Genomic DNA, 13,968 nt, shown 5'->3' with positions numbered 1-13,968 from the left:
GTCGACCGGTCGCCTACCCCGAGCGGTGGCCGGCAGGCGGGGCGGTCGGTGCGACGAACTTGTTCGTTACGAACATGTTCGTTATGGTCGAGGGGTGACTCCGCGAACCCCAGCCCCCCGCAGCCGCCGCGAACGGCCGGCCAAGCCCGCCCTCACCCATGAGGCCATCATCGCCGCGGCGGTCCGTGTCATGGCCGCCGAGGGACTCCAGCGCGTCACCATGCGCCGGCTGGCCCAGGAGCTCGACACGGGCCCCGCGTCGCTGTACGTGTACGTCGCCGGCACGGCCGAACTGCACGCCGCGATCCTGGAGGAGCTGCTCGGCGCGGTCGACCTCGCACCGGCCGCCGACGGGGGCGACTGGCGGGACCGGCTCGCGCAGGTCCTGCTGTCGTACACAGGGGTCCTGTTCGACCATCCGGGCCTCGCCCACTCCGCGCTGCTCGCCCGGCCCTCCGGGCCGCACTACCTGGCGCTCGTCGAGACCGTGCTCGATCTCCTGCACCAGGGCGGTGTCCCGGACGCACAGGCCGCCTGGGGGGTCGACGTGCTCCTCCAGGTGGCCACCGCCACCGCGGCCGAGCAGTCCGGACGCGAGGGCGCCCCCGGCGCCGAGGACGAGCACAACGCCCTGGTCGAGGCGTTGAGCCAGGCGTCCGCCGGGACCCATCCCCGCATCGCGGCGCTCGGCACCGACCTGTTCTCCGGCACCCCGCACCAGCGGCTGGCCTGGATCTTCCGGGCGGTCGTCAACGGCACGGCGGCCACCCCCCGCTGAGCCCCGCCACCGGCTCCCGGCAGAAAGCGAAGGCACCACCATGAACACCACCCACCACCCCGTCACCATCGTCGGGGCCGGCCTCGGCGGCCTGGTCCTGGCCAGGGTCCTCCATGTGCACGGAATCCGGTCCGCCGTCTTCGACCTGGACGCCGGCCGGCAGGCGCGCACCCAGGGCGGCATGCTCGACATCCACGAGGAGACCGGTCAGGCCGCGTTGCGCGCCGCAGGGCTGTACGAGGAGTTCCGGGTCAAGGTCCATCCCGGCGGCGAGGCCCTCCGCGTGCTCGACAAGCAGGCCCGGATCTGCCTGGAGGAGAAGGACGACGGCAACGGCGGCCGTCCCGAGATCGACCGGGGCGACCTGCGCGATCTCCTGCTCGACGCGCTTCCCGAGGGCACCGTCCGCTGGGGCAGCAAGGTCACGGACGCCGCCCCGCTCAACGGCGGACGTCACGGGGTGACGCTCGCCGACGGCACCACGTTCACCACCGGCCTGCTCATCGGCGCGGACGGCGCCTGGTCGAGGATCCGGCCGCTGCTCTCACCGGACCTGCCCGCCTACACCGGCATCTCCTTCGTCGAGCTGGACCTCCTCGACGCCGATGTCCGCCACCCCGAGTGCGCTGACCTGATCGGGGGCGGGATGTTCTTCGCACTCGGTGACGACAAGGGGTTCCTCGCCCACCGCGAGACGGACGGAAGCCTGCACGTCTACACCGCCCTGCGTGCGGCCGAGGACCGGCTGTCCACCATCGACTTCACCGACTCGGATGCCGCCAAGGCCGCACTGCTGGAGCACTTCTCGGGCTGGGCGCCGGGTCTGCGCCGGCTGATCGCCGAGGCGGACGGCCCGCTGACCCCCCGGCTCATCCACGCCCTGCCGGTCGGCCACCGCTGGCCGCGCGTCCCCGGCATCACCCTGCTCGGCGACGCCGCGCACCTGATGTCCCCCTTCGCGGGGGAAGGCGCCAACCTCGCGATGATCGACGGCGCGGAGCTGGGCCAGGCCCTCGCCGCGCACCCGTCGGACGTCGAGGCCGCGCTGTCCGTCTACGAGTCGGCCCTGTTCCCGCGGAGCGAGCAGACCGCCCGCGAGTCCGCCCGGAGCCAGGAAACCCTGTTCAACGACCGCGCGCCCCAGCCGCTCATCGACATGTTCGCCTCTTTCGGGGCATAAGCGCCAGACACTGACGACGTCATTGTCAACAATATCGTCAACTCCTATTGCCCCCTGAGACGCGTCGGGCTACGTTCCTTGCTCGTGCCGCCGCTCCCTCAGGGGCCTCGGCGGCAACTCCCCCATGCCCCGAGCGAGTTGGAGACCGAGCATGCTCCTGCGGTTGAGAGGGCGCCGGTGGAAGCCGGCGGCCCTCATACCCACCTTCGCGGCCCTGGTCGCCCTGGCCACCGGTGCGAGCGTCGCACTCGCCGACGGCGGGACCGGGGGCCGGTCCGTCGGTTCCCGGGCCTCCGCCCCGGTGAGCGCCGCGACAGCCGGCATCGCGCCGGCCATGGACTGCGCCGATGTCGCGTCGCTGGATCTGGCCTCGGCCGTCCCGGGCGTCCCCTTCGCCATCGGCTCGGCCACCGAACTCGCCGCCGGCAGCAACACTCTGGGCGACTGGGCGGCATGTCTCGTGAAGGGCGTGATCGCGCCCCAGATCCACTTCGAGATGCGGCTGCCCAGGACGGGCTGGCAGGCCGACTACCTCCAGCTCGGCTGCGGCGGACTCTGCGGCAACGTGAGCACGAGCAGTGCCCCCGCTTCCAGCGGCTGCGCCCCGCTGACCACGGGTGCGTTCGCCGTCGCCTCCAGCGACGAGGGCCACTCCCTGGGCGGCGGGCTGTTCTCCACGGACCCGACGCTGCGCGCCGACTTCGGCTACAAGTCCGACCACCAGCTCGCGCAGGCCGCGAAAAAGATCATCGAGAAGTACTACGGGCAGCCCGCCAGGCACGCGTACTTCGACGGCTGCTCACAGGGCGGCCACCAGGGGCTGACCGAGGCCCAGCGCTACCCGGAGGACTTCGACGGCATCATCGCCGGGGCCCCCGCCAACAACTTCACGGCGCTCAACACCTTCTCGCACGCCTGGACCGCCCAGTCGGTCTTCCTGAACGGCGGTCCGGCCACCCTCACCACCGCGGACCTCCAACCGCTCCACGCGGCCGTCCTCAAGGGCTGCGGTGCCACCGACGGCATCATCGCGGACCCGTTGAGCTGCACCTGGGACCCGGCCGGCATCCGCTGCGAGGCGGGGCGGACGTCCACGCCGGAGGCCTTCTGCCTGACGGCCGACCAGGTCACGACCGTACGCAGGATCTACGCCGGACCGACGGACAAGCACGGCTCCCTGCTGTACCCCGGTTACCAGCTGCGCGGCTCCGAGCTGAACTGGGCCCAGGTCATCGTGCCGAGCACACCCACCGGACCGACCGGCGACATCAACTTCGTCAAGGACACCATCCGCTATCAGGTGTTCGACAGCCCGCAGCCTCATCTGACGTACAAGGACGTCAAGTTCACCGAGGCCTACTACGAGAGGATCGTGGGGCGGAACGAGGGCGTGTACGACGCGACGGACCCCGACCTCAGGGCCTTCGAGGCGGCCGGCGGCAAGCTGATCCTCTGGCACGGCCTCGGTGACCAGCACATCCCCGCGGTCGGAACCATGGCGTACTACAAGGCCGTCCAGAAGGTCATGGGCGGGCAGAAGGCGACGGAGGACTTCGCCCGGCTGTTCCTGCTCCCGGGTGTCGCACACTGCGGCGGCGGCCAGGGCCCGGACTCCTTCGACGCGCTGACGGCGCTCACCGACTGGGTCACCGAGGGCAGGGCCCCGGGCAGCCTGCTGACGAAGTCCGTCGACTCCGGCGGGCACACCACCGCCACCCGGCCCGTCTTTCCCTTCCCGTACGTCGCCGTGAACACCACCGGCGGTCCCGCCGACGAGGCCGGCAGTTACACCCCGGTCAGGTCCACCGCCCAGGCCCGGCTGACGCTGGATTGGCTCGGCTCCTTCCGCTCCGGCTACGAGACGGTCGGCAACTGGGTCGACGGCCGATGGGTCGTCACCAGGGGCAGGAGCTGAGGCCCCGGTGCGGGCCGGGCCGGCGGTGGCCCGGCCCGCACCGGCTCACATCACCGCCACCTGCGTGAAGCGGGCGGCGATGTGCAGTTCGGACTCGATACCGCCCGCGGTGAGGCGCAGTTCGGGCAGCACCTGCTCAAGGCATTCACCGATCGTCCGGCTGCTGCTGTGCATGGCCACGTTGATGGACGCGACCGCCGAGCCGGCCCGGTCCCGCACGGGTACGGCGATCGAGCGCAGGCCAGCCTCCAGCTCCTCGTCGACCAGGGCGTACCCCTCGGCGCACACACGCTCCAGCGCGGCTTCGAGCTCGGTGCGGTGGGTGAGGGTGTGGGGGGCCAGGGGGCGTAGCTCCGCGTGGTCGAGGAGGGGCCCGAGTTCACCGGGGGGCAGGTACGCCAGCAGGGCGCGGCCGAGGGAGGTGGCGTAGGCGGGGAATCGGGTGCCGACGGTGATGTCGACGTCCATGATGCGCTGGGTCGCGGCGCGCGCCACGTACTGCACGGAGTCGTCGGCGAGGACGGCCAGGGACGCGGAGTCCTGGATGCGCCCCGCCAGGGCGGAGAGGTGCGGGCCGGCGATGCGCGCCAGGGTGGTGCGGGAGAGCGGTGGATACCCGAGCGCCAGGACGCGTGGTGTCAGCCGGTGTTCGCGTCCGTCGGCCGTGACGTAGCCGAGGTGTTCGAGGGTGATCAGGGCGCGGCGCGCGGACGCGCGTGAGAGGCCCGTCGCCCGTGCGACCGCGCTCAGCGTCAGGGCCGTACCGCTGTCGCCGAAGGCGGTGATGACGGTCAGGCCCCGGGCGAGGGACTCGACGAACCCCCGGCCCAGCTCCTGCTTCGAGGCCGCGGTCCATGAGGCGAGGGTCCCCGGGGAGGGCGAGGGGTTCTCCGGCGGAGCGTCGCGCAGCCGGTGTTCCATCGCCGAGGCGGCGTCCCGCAGCCGGGGCAGGAGGTCCTCGCGGAGCCCTTGCGGGGTGTGCCTGCTGGTGTGGCTGACCACGCTGAGCACACACGCGAACCCTCCGGCCGGGTCCCGTACGGGCACGGCGAGGGCGAGCAGGCCTGGTTCGATCAGCTGGTCGTCCACCGCCCAGCCCTCCGCCCGCGCCGTCTCCACCCGCTCCTCGAACAGGTCGTCCGCCGGGCGGGGGCGCCTCGGCAGGGACGGGAAGCCCTCTCCGTCCGGATCCGAGGTCCGCCGCTCCCGCCAGGCCCGCCACTCCCCGGCTCCCCAGAGGGTGGCGAACAGGGGGCCCGGGGCGGTGCGTTCGACGGGCAGCAGGTCGCCGGTGCGGAAGCGCAGGGACATCGCGCGCCGCCGGGTGGCCTGGTGCACGAAGCGGATCCCTCCGCCGTCCGGCACGGCGAGGGACACGGTCTCGTCGAGCTCGTCCGCGAGGGCGTCGGCCCGGTCGCCGAGGAGGCCGGGCAGGCGGACCGACGAGAGATAGGCGTTGCCCAGCTCCATCAGGCGCGGCGCGAGGGTGACGGCCTTGCCGTCGATGCGGACGTATCCCGTGCGGGCGAGCGTGAGCGTGACCCGGTCGACGGTCGAGCGGGCCAGCCCGGTGGCGCGCTCCAGGTCGCTGAGGCTGAGGGAGCCGTCCGCGTCGGTCAGCCGGCGCAGGACCGCGATGCCGCGCATCAGCGGGGCCACGGCCTCCGCGGGCGTCTCCACGCCCTGCTGTGACGTGCCGGTCGGTGCCATCTGTTCTCCGTCGGGTGAGGGCGGCAGGTGCCGGGGCCGTTGACAGAGCTCCGGCCCTGGCGGCAGACTCACATCATCATAGTGAAGGAAACTTCACTATGCGAACACTAATGGATGGACGGTCCCATGGACAAGGTGGTCGCGTCAGCGGCGCTGGCCGTCGCCGACGTGCCGGACGGTGCGTCGGTGGCAGTGGGGGGCTTCGGCCTCAGCGGTGTGCCGAACGTGTTGATCGACGCGCTGTACGCGAGCGGTGTCAGCGGGCTCGGTGTCGTGTCCAACAACTGCGGAGCGATGGACTCCGGCCTCGCGGTGCTGCTCTCCGCCGGCCGGATCAGCCGGGTGACCGGCTCGTACATCGGCGCGAACAAGGAGTTCGCCCGGCAGTACCTCGGGGGCGAGCTGGAGCTCGAGCTGATCCCCCAGGGCACCCTGGCCGAGCGGCTCCGGGCCGGCGGGGCCGGGATACCCGCGTTCTACACCCCCGCCGGGGTGGGCACGCAGGTCGCCGACGGCGGACTCCCCTGGCGCTACGACGGCGAGGGCGGGGTGTCCGTGGCCTCCCCCGCCAAGGAGGTGCGCGACTTCGACGGCACCGAGTATGTCCTGGAGCACAGCATCCGCACGGACTTCGCCCTCGTCAGGGCGGCGAAGGGCGACCGGCACGGCAACCTGGTCTTCAACAGGTCCGCACGCAACTTCAACCCGCTCGCCGCCATGGCCGGCCGTATCACCGTCGCGGAGGTCGAGGAACTGGTCGAGCCGGGCGAGATAGACCCGGACCACGTGCACCTGCCGGGCATCTTCGTGCAGCGGGTGGTCGCGCTGACCCCCGAACAGGCCGTGGACAAGAAGGTCGAGAAGCGGACGATCACCGAGCGGGAGGCGCGGGACTGATGGCCTGGACCAGGATCGAGATGGCCGCCAGGGCGGCCGCGGAGCTGCGCGACGGCGAGTACGTCAACCTCGGCATCGGGCTGCCGACGCTCATCCCCAACCACCTGCCCGAGGGCGTGCACGTCGTCCTGGAGTCCGAGAACGGCATCCTGGGCACCGGCGCCTTCCCGTACGACGAGGACGTCGACCCCGATCTGATCAACGCGGGCAAGGAGACGGTGACCGTCCGGCCCGGCGCGTCGTTCTTCGACTCGGCGCTCTCCTTCGGCATGATCCGCGGCGGTCACATCGACGCCGCCGTCCTCGGGGCCATGGAGGTCTCGGCCCGGGGCGACCTCGCCAACTGGGCCGTGCCGGGGAAGATGGTGACCGGCATCGGCGGGGCCATGGATCTCGTGCACGGGGCCCGCCGCGTGATCGTGACCATGACTCACACCGCCAAGGACGGCAGCCCGAAGATCGTCGAGGAGTGCACCCTGCCGCTGACCGGCAAGGCGTGCGTCCACCGCATCATCACGGATCTCGCCGTGCTCGACGTGACCGACGACGGCCTGGTCCTGGTGGAGACCGCCCCCGGGGTGACCGCCGCCGAGGTCCTGGAGAGGACGGCCGCGCCGGTCCGTACGGCCGAAAGGACCGCGTCATGAGCTTCCGCCCCCGCGACGTGTACATCGTCGACGCCGTCCGCACCCCGATCGGCAGGTACAACGGGGCGCTGGCGCAGGTACGGCCCGACGACCTCGCCGCCCACGCCATCCGTGCGCTGCTGGACCGCACCCCGGAGCTCGACCCGTCGCGCATCGGTGACGTGGTGCTCGGCAACGCCAACGGCGCGGGCGAGGAGAACCGCAACGTCGGCAGGATGGCGGCGCTCCTCGCGGGTCTGCCGGTCTCCGTGCCCGGGGTGACCGTCAACCGGCTCTGCGCGTCCGGTCTCGAAGCCGTCGTGCAGGCGGCCCGCGCCGTGGCGCTCGGCGACCACTCGCTCGTCGTGGCCGGCGGCGTCGAGTCGATGACCCGCGCTCCCTACGTGCTGCCCAAGAGCGACCGCGCCTTCCCGGCCGGGCACCCCGAGATGTACTCGACCACCCTGGGCTGGCGCATGGTCAACCCAAGGATGGATCCGCAGTGGACGGTGGCGCTCGGCGAGAGCGCCGAGCTGATCGCCGAGAAGCACTCCATCAGCCGTGAACAGCAGGACGAGTTCGCGCTCGCCTCCCACCGCAAGGCGTCGGCGGCCCGGGCGGCGGGGCTGTTCGACGGGGAGATCGCGCCCCTGACGATCCCGCGCCGCAAGGGTGATCCGGTCGTCGTCGACCGGGACGAGTGCATCAGGGACGACGCGTCGCTGGAGGCGATGGCGAAGCTCCGCCCGTCCTTCCGTACGGACGGCGGCACCGTCACCGCGGGCAACTCCTCCCCGCTGAACGACGGCGCGTCGGCCCTGCTGCTGGCCGACGAGGGCGGTCTGCGGGCCACCGGCCGCGAGCCGCTGGCCCGGATCACGGCCTCCGCCGTGTCGGCCAACGAGCCGCACTACTTCGGGCTCGCCCCGGTCGAGGCCGTGAACAGGGCACTGGACCGTGCGGGCAGGAGCTTCGCCGACCTCGCCGCCCTCGAACTCAACGAGGCTTTCGCCGCCCAGGTGCTCGGCTGCCTCGCCGAGTGGCCCGATCTCGACCCGTCCGTCCTCAACCCGAGGGGCGGGGCGATCGCCATCGGCCATCCGCTCGGTGCCTCGGGGGCGCGTCTCGCCGGGGCGGTCGCCCACCAGCTCAAGGCCGCGGGGTCCGGGGTGGGCGTGGCGACGCTGTGCATCGGCGTGGGCCAGGGTTCCGCGCTCGTGCTGGAGAGGTAGTCCCGGGCGGAGGCCTCGGTACAGCGGGGCGGGCCCGTCCCGAGCGGCGGAACGGGCCCGCCGGATGAATGATGGACCGCATGACCTCCCAGACCGTGTTTCCGGCAGCGGACACGATGCCGCCCGTGCGGCTGCCGCCGGGCGGTCCGGGGTGCGTGACGAAGGCGAGCGGGGGCAAAGAGGTCCGCCCGAGGACGGCGGGGGCCGCTCGATGAGGTCAGCGGAGGGGCTGCTCGAGATCGGGTTCATGCGCACGGTGTTCGACAGCCTGGGCGCGGGGGTGTTCGTCACCGGCACCACGGGTCTGCTCACCGCGTGCAATCCACGCGCGCAGCAGCTCCTCGGCCGTCCGCAGGACGAGATGCTCGGTCACGACATGCACGATCTGCTGCACCGCGGTCCCGACGGCAGCACGCTCCCGCGGAGCGAGTGCGGCATGCTGGCCGTCCTCGACAGCGGCCGGCCGGCCGAGGGCAGCGACGAGCTGTTCCTTCGCGGGGACGACAGCCTGGTGCCGGTCATCTGGGCGGCCACCCCGTTGCGGCACGAGGGGCGGCTGGAAGGCTCGGTGGTCGTCTTCCACGATTTCAGCCTGCACCGTGACGCCGCCGAGCAGACCGCGGCCCACCTCGCCGCCCTGGAGGGGCTGACCGCCCGGCTGACGATGGTCTCCGAGGTGTCGACGGTCCTCATCTCCGCCCTGGAGACGCCGGAGATGCTGGACAGGCTGGCGGGACTGCTCGTGCCGGACATGGGTGACTGGGCGGCGATCGACGTGCGTACGGCGGGGCAGACGGGCGAGATGCGGCGCGTCACCGTCCATGCCCCGGACGACCCCCGTACGGCGGAAGCTCTCAGGGGCCCGCTGCCGCCCCTGCCCGAATCCACCCGTTCAGCCGTGGTCCAGGCGCTGCGGAGCGCCGAGCCCGTCGTACTGGACGCGGAAGACCTCGCGGCGGAGCCGGACAGTCCGCTCGCGCTCGCCCACCGGGAGCTCTTCGACCGGCTGGGAGGCAGCTGCGCCGTCGTGGTGCCCCTGCACACCCGGCGGCAGGTCTTCGGCGCGCTGACCGTGGCACGGGCGGACCCCGGCTCCTCCTACACCGAGGCCGAGCTCTTCGTGCTCGCCGACATCGCGCGCCGCGCCGGCCTGGTCATGGAGGCGTCCGCACTGTTCGAGCAGCAGCGCCACGTCGCGGAGACCATGCAGCGCCAGCTCCTGACCCCCCTGCCGCAGGTCGACCACCTGGAGCTGGCGGCGCGCTATCTGCCCGCCGAGAGCGTCGCGGAGATCGGCGGCGACTGGTACGACTCGTTCCTCCTCAGCGACGGCGTCCTGACGATGGTCATCGGGGATGTCGTCGGCCACGACCTGAAGGCCGCCGCCCACATGGCCGAGGTCCGCAACATGCTGCGTGCCCTGGCCTGGGACCGCACGGAACCCCCCAGCCTGATCATGCGCCGCCTGGACGAGGCCATGACCCATACGAGCGACGCCCCCATGGCCACCTGCGTCTTCGCCCGTATCGAAGGCCCGGAGGGCGGGCCCTGGCAGCTCCGCTGGGTCAACGCCGGCCACCCGCCGCCCCTCCTGGTCACGGCCGACGGACACACCCGCTTCCTCGAGGACGGCCACGGCCCTCTGCTCGGTCTCAGCTCGGCCCTGCACATGGGGCTGGGGTGGCCCGACGCACAGGCGGACCTTCCGCCCCGGTCGACCCTCCTGCTGTACACGGACGGGCTCGTGGAGAGCCGGACCCGCGACATCGAAGCCGGCCTCGACACACTGCGCCGGCATGCCGCGGCCCTGGCCCGCCGCGACATCGAGGACTTCCTCGACGAGCTCCTGCTCCGCATCGGCCCCAGCGGCGACGACGTCGCCCTGCTGGTGCTGCGCACCCCGGCGGCCGGGGTCGGCGCCGGTTCCGGCGAGGCACCGGCGCAGCACGCGCACAGCCCGGCGGCCGCCAACCGCGGAGCGCCCGGCTCCCGCGTCGAGGACACACCCGTCAGGGACACCTCGGAATCGGCCTGACGCAGGCAACGGGCCCTTCGACAGGCGGGTTTGACGACACCTCCTGTTCGGGTCCTGGGGTGACTCGGCCCACGCCGCAGGTCCCGACCACGTCACCTGCCGGGCCGGCCGGGTCGGGGCCGGCCGGGTCAGGTCCGGCCGGCGGCCCTTCGGCCGAGCTGTTCAAGAAAGTCCTGGACGGACTCCGCGACAGCTTCGAAGTCATCGAGCCAGGAGGCAGTGGTCGACCTCCAGACCCGCCCGCTGCCTGCCACGGCGAACAGGTGGCCACCACCGTCGCTGGCGAACACGATGGCAGGTGGCTCGTCGTCGATCCGGACAGCCCCGTACTCGCGCAAGTGCTCAGCCACTGCCGAGGCCGGGTGGACGAAGTATCCGTGCTCCACATCAGGCATGGAGACTTCGCGGACCACCCAGTAAAGGGTCGTCAGGTCGGAGGGGATCGGCGTCAGATCCACGAGAGCGTCCGTCGCCCCATGACTCTCATCCGTTGCGAGGACGACGGCATTCTCACCGGGCGGGTAACCGTGCGTCTCCCGGAACGACGACATCAGAGCCGAGAGACCCGCAGAAGTCCGCTCGCACCAGCCCCGCACCCACTCCGGGTCGAGCCTCTCACCGGACACGTCCGTCCTCCTCACACCCGACGCGACGGACGTATCGCAGGCGGTGGGGCCCACTTGGTACCGAGGGTGACGCTCAGTCCGCCGCTGCGGTGCTCTCGCGCCGGCCGGCATGGAAGCGCGCCTTCTTCTGACGATTCCCGCATGTGTTCATGTCGCACCACTTGCGGGTGCGGCTCCGGCTGGTGTCGAAGAAGGCGGCGCGGCAGGTCGGTGACGCGCACAGGGCCAAACGTCCGTCCCGTTCGCCCGAGATGACGCTGATCGCGTCGGCGGCGATCACACCGAGGGCGTCCTCCACGCGGGAATCCGGGCCGAGCCGCCATCGCCGTTCACCCTCGGGCGTCAGGATCGCCGCCGCCCGCCCCTGGGCGCTGTGGTCGTTGATGGTTCGGACAGCGGCTGCGGGGAGGGCGTCCTGGATCGCGGCCGCTGTCGCGGCGGCGTGGATCGACTCCCTCAGCTCGCGGGCGAGATCGAGCTGGGCCGTGGTGCAGGAGTCCACGGCGAGGCCGTACACCGCCAGCCAGTCGACGAGCCGGCCCGGCGTCGGAATGCGCTCCACGGGGCTGCCATGACGCTCCGACAGGGTCCCCGTGAAGCTGGTCGCCAGCACGCTGCCGAGGCGGAAGTCTGGGAACGCGGCACACATGGAACCACCATAGCCGGTTGCAGCGTGGCTCGGAGAACTGCTAGAACCGTCATAGCCGGTTCGCGGTGGATCGCGGCCGGCTCCACGACGGCCAGGAGGTCCCATGCCCCGTCCGACCAGCGACGTGCAAGCATTCGAAGCCCGTGCCGGTGACGCCGACCTCGACGATCTGCGCGCGAGACTGGCCGCGGCGCGGCTCCCGGAGGCCGAGACGGTCCATCCCGCCGCGCCCGGCCCTCGCCGATGGGCGCAGGGCGTCCCGCTCGCCGACCTCGTCGACCTCGTCGACTACTGGCGCACCGGGTACGACTGGCGGTCGTTCGAGGAGCGCCTCGACGAGATCGGCCAGTTCCGCACGACCATCGATGATCTGGGAATCCACTTCCTGCACCGCCGGTCCCCGCGCGCGGATGCCACTCCTCTGGTCCTGACGCACGGCTGGCCGGACAGCGTCGTCCGGTTCATCGACGTCGTGGACGAGCTGGCGGATCCGAAGGATGCGGACGCACCGGCGTTCCACGTCGTGGTCCCCTCGCTGCCGGGCTTCGGTTACAGCGACAAACCGGCCACCACCGGGTGGGGAACCGAGAGGATCGCGGCCGCCTGGGTGGAGCTGATGGGAAGGCTCGGCTACGACGAGTTCCTGGCCCACGGCGGCGACTGGGGCGGCAACATCACCACGGTTCTCGGCGGCAGGTTCCCGGCGCATGTGCTCGGTATCCACACCACGTTCGCGGAGGGACCGCCCGGACTGACGACGGACGGGCTGACCGCGGTCGAGCGCAGGTGGACGGAGGAGACCAGTGATTTCTGGCGCCACCGCGCGGCGTACGCGAAGCAGCAGGCGACCCGGCCCCAGACCATCGGCTACTCGCTGGTCGACTCACCGGTCGGGCTGCTCGCCTGGATCCTCGACAAGTTCGCCGAGTGGTCGGACACCGAGGACAGCCCGTTCGAGACGATGTCCCGGGACCGCGTCCTCGACGACGTCACCCTCTACTGGCTGACACGGACCGGAGCATCGGCGGCCCGCATCTACCACGAGAGCCACAACGCGCTGGACCCCCGGCTCCGGGTCGACGTCCCGTCGGCACTCACCATGTATCCCCGCGACGTCGAGAAGTGTCCGCGCCCCTGGGCGCAGGAGCGGTACCGGCGGATCGTCCGGTGGAGCTCGCCCGAAGCCGGGGGGCACTTCCCGTCCCTGGAGGTCCCGGAGTATTTCGTCAAGGACCTGCAGGAGGGCCTCGCGGCTGTGCTGGCCGCTCATCGGTGACGGTGCAGGTGACGACCGACTGCTCCGATCCGCAGCCCCCGGCGGCAATGAATTCGACGTCACCTGAGAGCCGTTGCGAACGTGCTGACCACAGCCGTGCACGAGTGGCCGGCTCAGTCGGCCGTGCGTGCGGCCATGTCGAGCAGCTTCTGTATGCGCAGGCCGTGGGCGGCGTCGATGCCGGTGCCCTTGCCCGTACGCACCGCGTCGGCGAACTCGCGGCGGAGGACCGGCCAGCACTCCTCGTGGTCGATGCCGGCCGTGTCGTAGACCAACTCCTCTCCGGGGCCGAACAGTTCGACCCTGGTCCTGGCCTTGGGGAGCCGGACGCAGCCCGAGAGGGACGCCTGGCTGACCGCGCCGTTCTCGTGCTCGCAGGTCAGCTCGGTCCAGCGGCGCGGGTCCCCGGTGGCCCGTACGGAGACGATGGGTGCGACCGCGGTGTCCAGGATGTCCAGGAGGTGGGGGCCGAGGTCGAGCAGGGCGCCGTGTTCCAGACGCCAGGCCGTGGCGAACTCCCCGCCGAGGAAGGCCCCGTGGAGATAGCAGGAGCGGGCTCCGGTCACCTCGCGGCCGGCCGCCTCGGCGAGGAAGGCGCGGGTCGCCGGGTGGTACCGCTTCGTGAGGACGAGCTGGGAGACCACCCCGTGTTCGGCGACGGCGTCCGCGACGGCGCGCGCCTCGTCGAGGTCGGCGCCGAGCGGCTTCTCCAGCAGGAGGGCCCGGCCCGCGGCGGCGGCCCGGGGTGCGAGGGCGGCCTGCACGGCGGGCGGCACGGCGAAGGCGACCGCTTCGCACCGGTCGAGGAGTTCCTCGAAGGAGGCGGCGACGGGGGCCCCGTAGGCCTGGGCGACCTCGGCCGCGGCCTCCGGGCGGCGGGCCCAGACCGCCGCCAGTGAGGTCTCGGGCCCGGCCGCGAGCATACGGGCGTGCATGGCGCGGGCCCAGGGACCTGCGCCCACGAGGCCGACACGGACCGGTTCGTGGGGCCGGCTGTCCGGGAGGGGGGCGGTGGACATGGTGCTCTCCGTCGTTCTGGTGGGG

General features: G+C 72.1%; 12 protein-coding genes. 8 read left to right on the top strand and 4 right to left on the bottom strand.

All coding sequences use genetic code 11. The features are described from left to right. Positions 1–94 precede the first annotated feature (94 nt). The 3 genes from ACIRD8_RS04515 to ACIRD8_RS04505 all read left to right on the top strand — a co-directional run bounded on the left by ACIRD8_RS04515 (position 95) and on the right by ACIRD8_RS04505 (position 3,873). Positions 95–778, top strand: coding sequence for a TetR/AcrR family transcriptional regulator (locus ACIRD8_RS04515; protein ID WP_403985903.1), 684 nt, complete (start codon positions 95–97; stop codon positions 776–778). 40 nt (positions 779–818) lie between these two features. Beyond that, positions 819–1,958 carry an FAD-dependent oxidoreductase gene (locus tag ACIRD8_RS04510; protein ID WP_403985900.1) on the top strand — a complete coding sequence of 380 codons (1,140 nt, stop codon included), beginning with the start codon at positions 819–821 and terminating at the stop codon, positions 1,956–1,958. Between the two features lie 151 nt (positions 1,959–2,109). Continuing rightward, positions 2,110–3,873, top strand: coding sequence for a tannase/feruloyl esterase family alpha/beta hydrolase (locus ACIRD8_RS04505; protein WP_403985898.1), 1,764 nt, complete (start codon positions 2,110–2,112; stop codon positions 3,871–3,873). Positions 3,874–3,918: 45 nt separating this feature from the next. Here the strand turns inward: ACIRD8_RS04505 and ACIRD8_RS04500 are convergent, their stop codons facing one another. After that, the gene (locus ACIRD8_RS04500) at positions 3,919–5,583 is read right to left on the bottom strand and encodes an IclR family transcriptional regulator C-terminal domain-containing protein (RefSeq protein WP_403985896.1); all 1,665 of its coding nucleotides are present in this window, start codon (positions 5,581–5,583) and stop codon (positions 3,919–3,921) included. A gap of 126 nt (positions 5,584–5,709) precedes the next feature. Between ACIRD8_RS04500 and ACIRD8_RS04495 the strand changes: the two genes are divergently transcribed. The 4 genes from ACIRD8_RS04495 to ACIRD8_RS04480 all read left to right on the top strand — a co-directional run bounded on the left by ACIRD8_RS04495 (position 5,710) and on the right by ACIRD8_RS04480 (position 10,373). Next, positions 5,710–6,480 (top strand): CoA transferase subunit A, encoded by a 771-nt coding sequence (locus tag ACIRD8_RS04495; RefSeq protein ID WP_403985894.1) that lies wholly within the window; start codon positions 5,710–5,712, stop codon positions 6,478–6,480. After that, positions 6,480–7,127, top strand: a complete 648-nt coding sequence (locus ACIRD8_RS04490) for a CoA transferase subunit B (protein WP_403985892.1) — start codon at positions 6,480–6,482, stop codon at positions 7,125–7,127. The genes ACIRD8_RS04495 and ACIRD8_RS04490 overlap by 1 nt, the downstream gene beginning before the upstream one ends. Next, on the top strand, positions 7,124–8,338 hold the full coding sequence (locus ACIRD8_RS04485) for a thiolase family protein (protein WP_403985890.1): 1,215 nt from the start codon (positions 7,124–7,126) through the stop codon (positions 8,336–8,338). The genes ACIRD8_RS04490 and ACIRD8_RS04485 overlap by 4 nt, the downstream gene beginning before the upstream one ends. Positions 8,339–8,549: 211 nt before the next feature. After that, positions 8,550–10,373: a SpoIIE family protein phosphatase gene (locus ACIRD8_RS04480; RefSeq protein WP_403985888.1), complete on the top strand. Its 1,824-nt coding sequence runs from the start codon at positions 8,550–8,552 to the stop codon at positions 10,371–10,373. Positions 10,374–10,501: 128 nt separating this feature from the next. Here ACIRD8_RS04480 and ACIRD8_RS04475 read toward each other — a convergent pair whose 3' ends face one another. Both ACIRD8_RS04475 and ACIRD8_RS04470 read right to left on the bottom strand, forming a co-directional pair. After that, positions 10,502–10,999 (bottom strand): hypothetical protein, encoded by a 498-nt coding sequence (locus ACIRD8_RS04475; RefSeq protein WP_403985886.1) that lies wholly within the window; start codon positions 10,997–10,999, stop codon positions 10,502–10,504. 73 nt (positions 11,000–11,072) lie between these two features. Next, complete coding sequence (locus ACIRD8_RS04470) at positions 11,073–11,648, bottom strand: CGNR zinc finger domain-containing protein (protein WP_403985884.1); 576 nt, start codon at positions 11,646–11,648, stop codon at positions 11,073–11,075. 103 nt (positions 11,649–11,751) lie between these two features. Here ACIRD8_RS04470 and ACIRD8_RS04465 point away from each other — a divergent pair, with 103 nt between their 5' ends. Next, positions 11,752–12,924: an epoxide hydrolase family protein gene (locus ACIRD8_RS04465; RefSeq protein ID WP_403985882.1), complete on the top strand. Its 1,173-nt coding sequence runs from the start codon at positions 11,752–11,754 to the stop codon at positions 12,922–12,924. Between the two features lie 113 nt (positions 12,925–13,037). Here ACIRD8_RS04465 and ACIRD8_RS04460 read toward each other — a convergent pair whose 3' ends face one another. After that, on the bottom strand, positions 13,038–13,943 hold the full coding sequence (locus ACIRD8_RS04460) for a Gfo/Idh/MocA family protein (protein ID WP_403985880.1): 906 nt from the start codon (positions 13,941–13,943) through the stop codon (positions 13,038–13,040). Between the last annotated feature and the right edge of the window lie 25 nt (positions 13,944–13,968).

The sequence above is a fragment of the Streptomyces sp. NPDC102451 genome (genome assembly GCF_044765485.1).
Taxonomy (GTDB): Bacteria; Actinomycetota; Actinomycetes; order Streptomycetales; family Streptomycetaceae; genus Streptomyces.
Note: the sequence above shows the minus strand (reverse complement) of the source record. Positions and strands in the feature narration are given on the sequence as shown.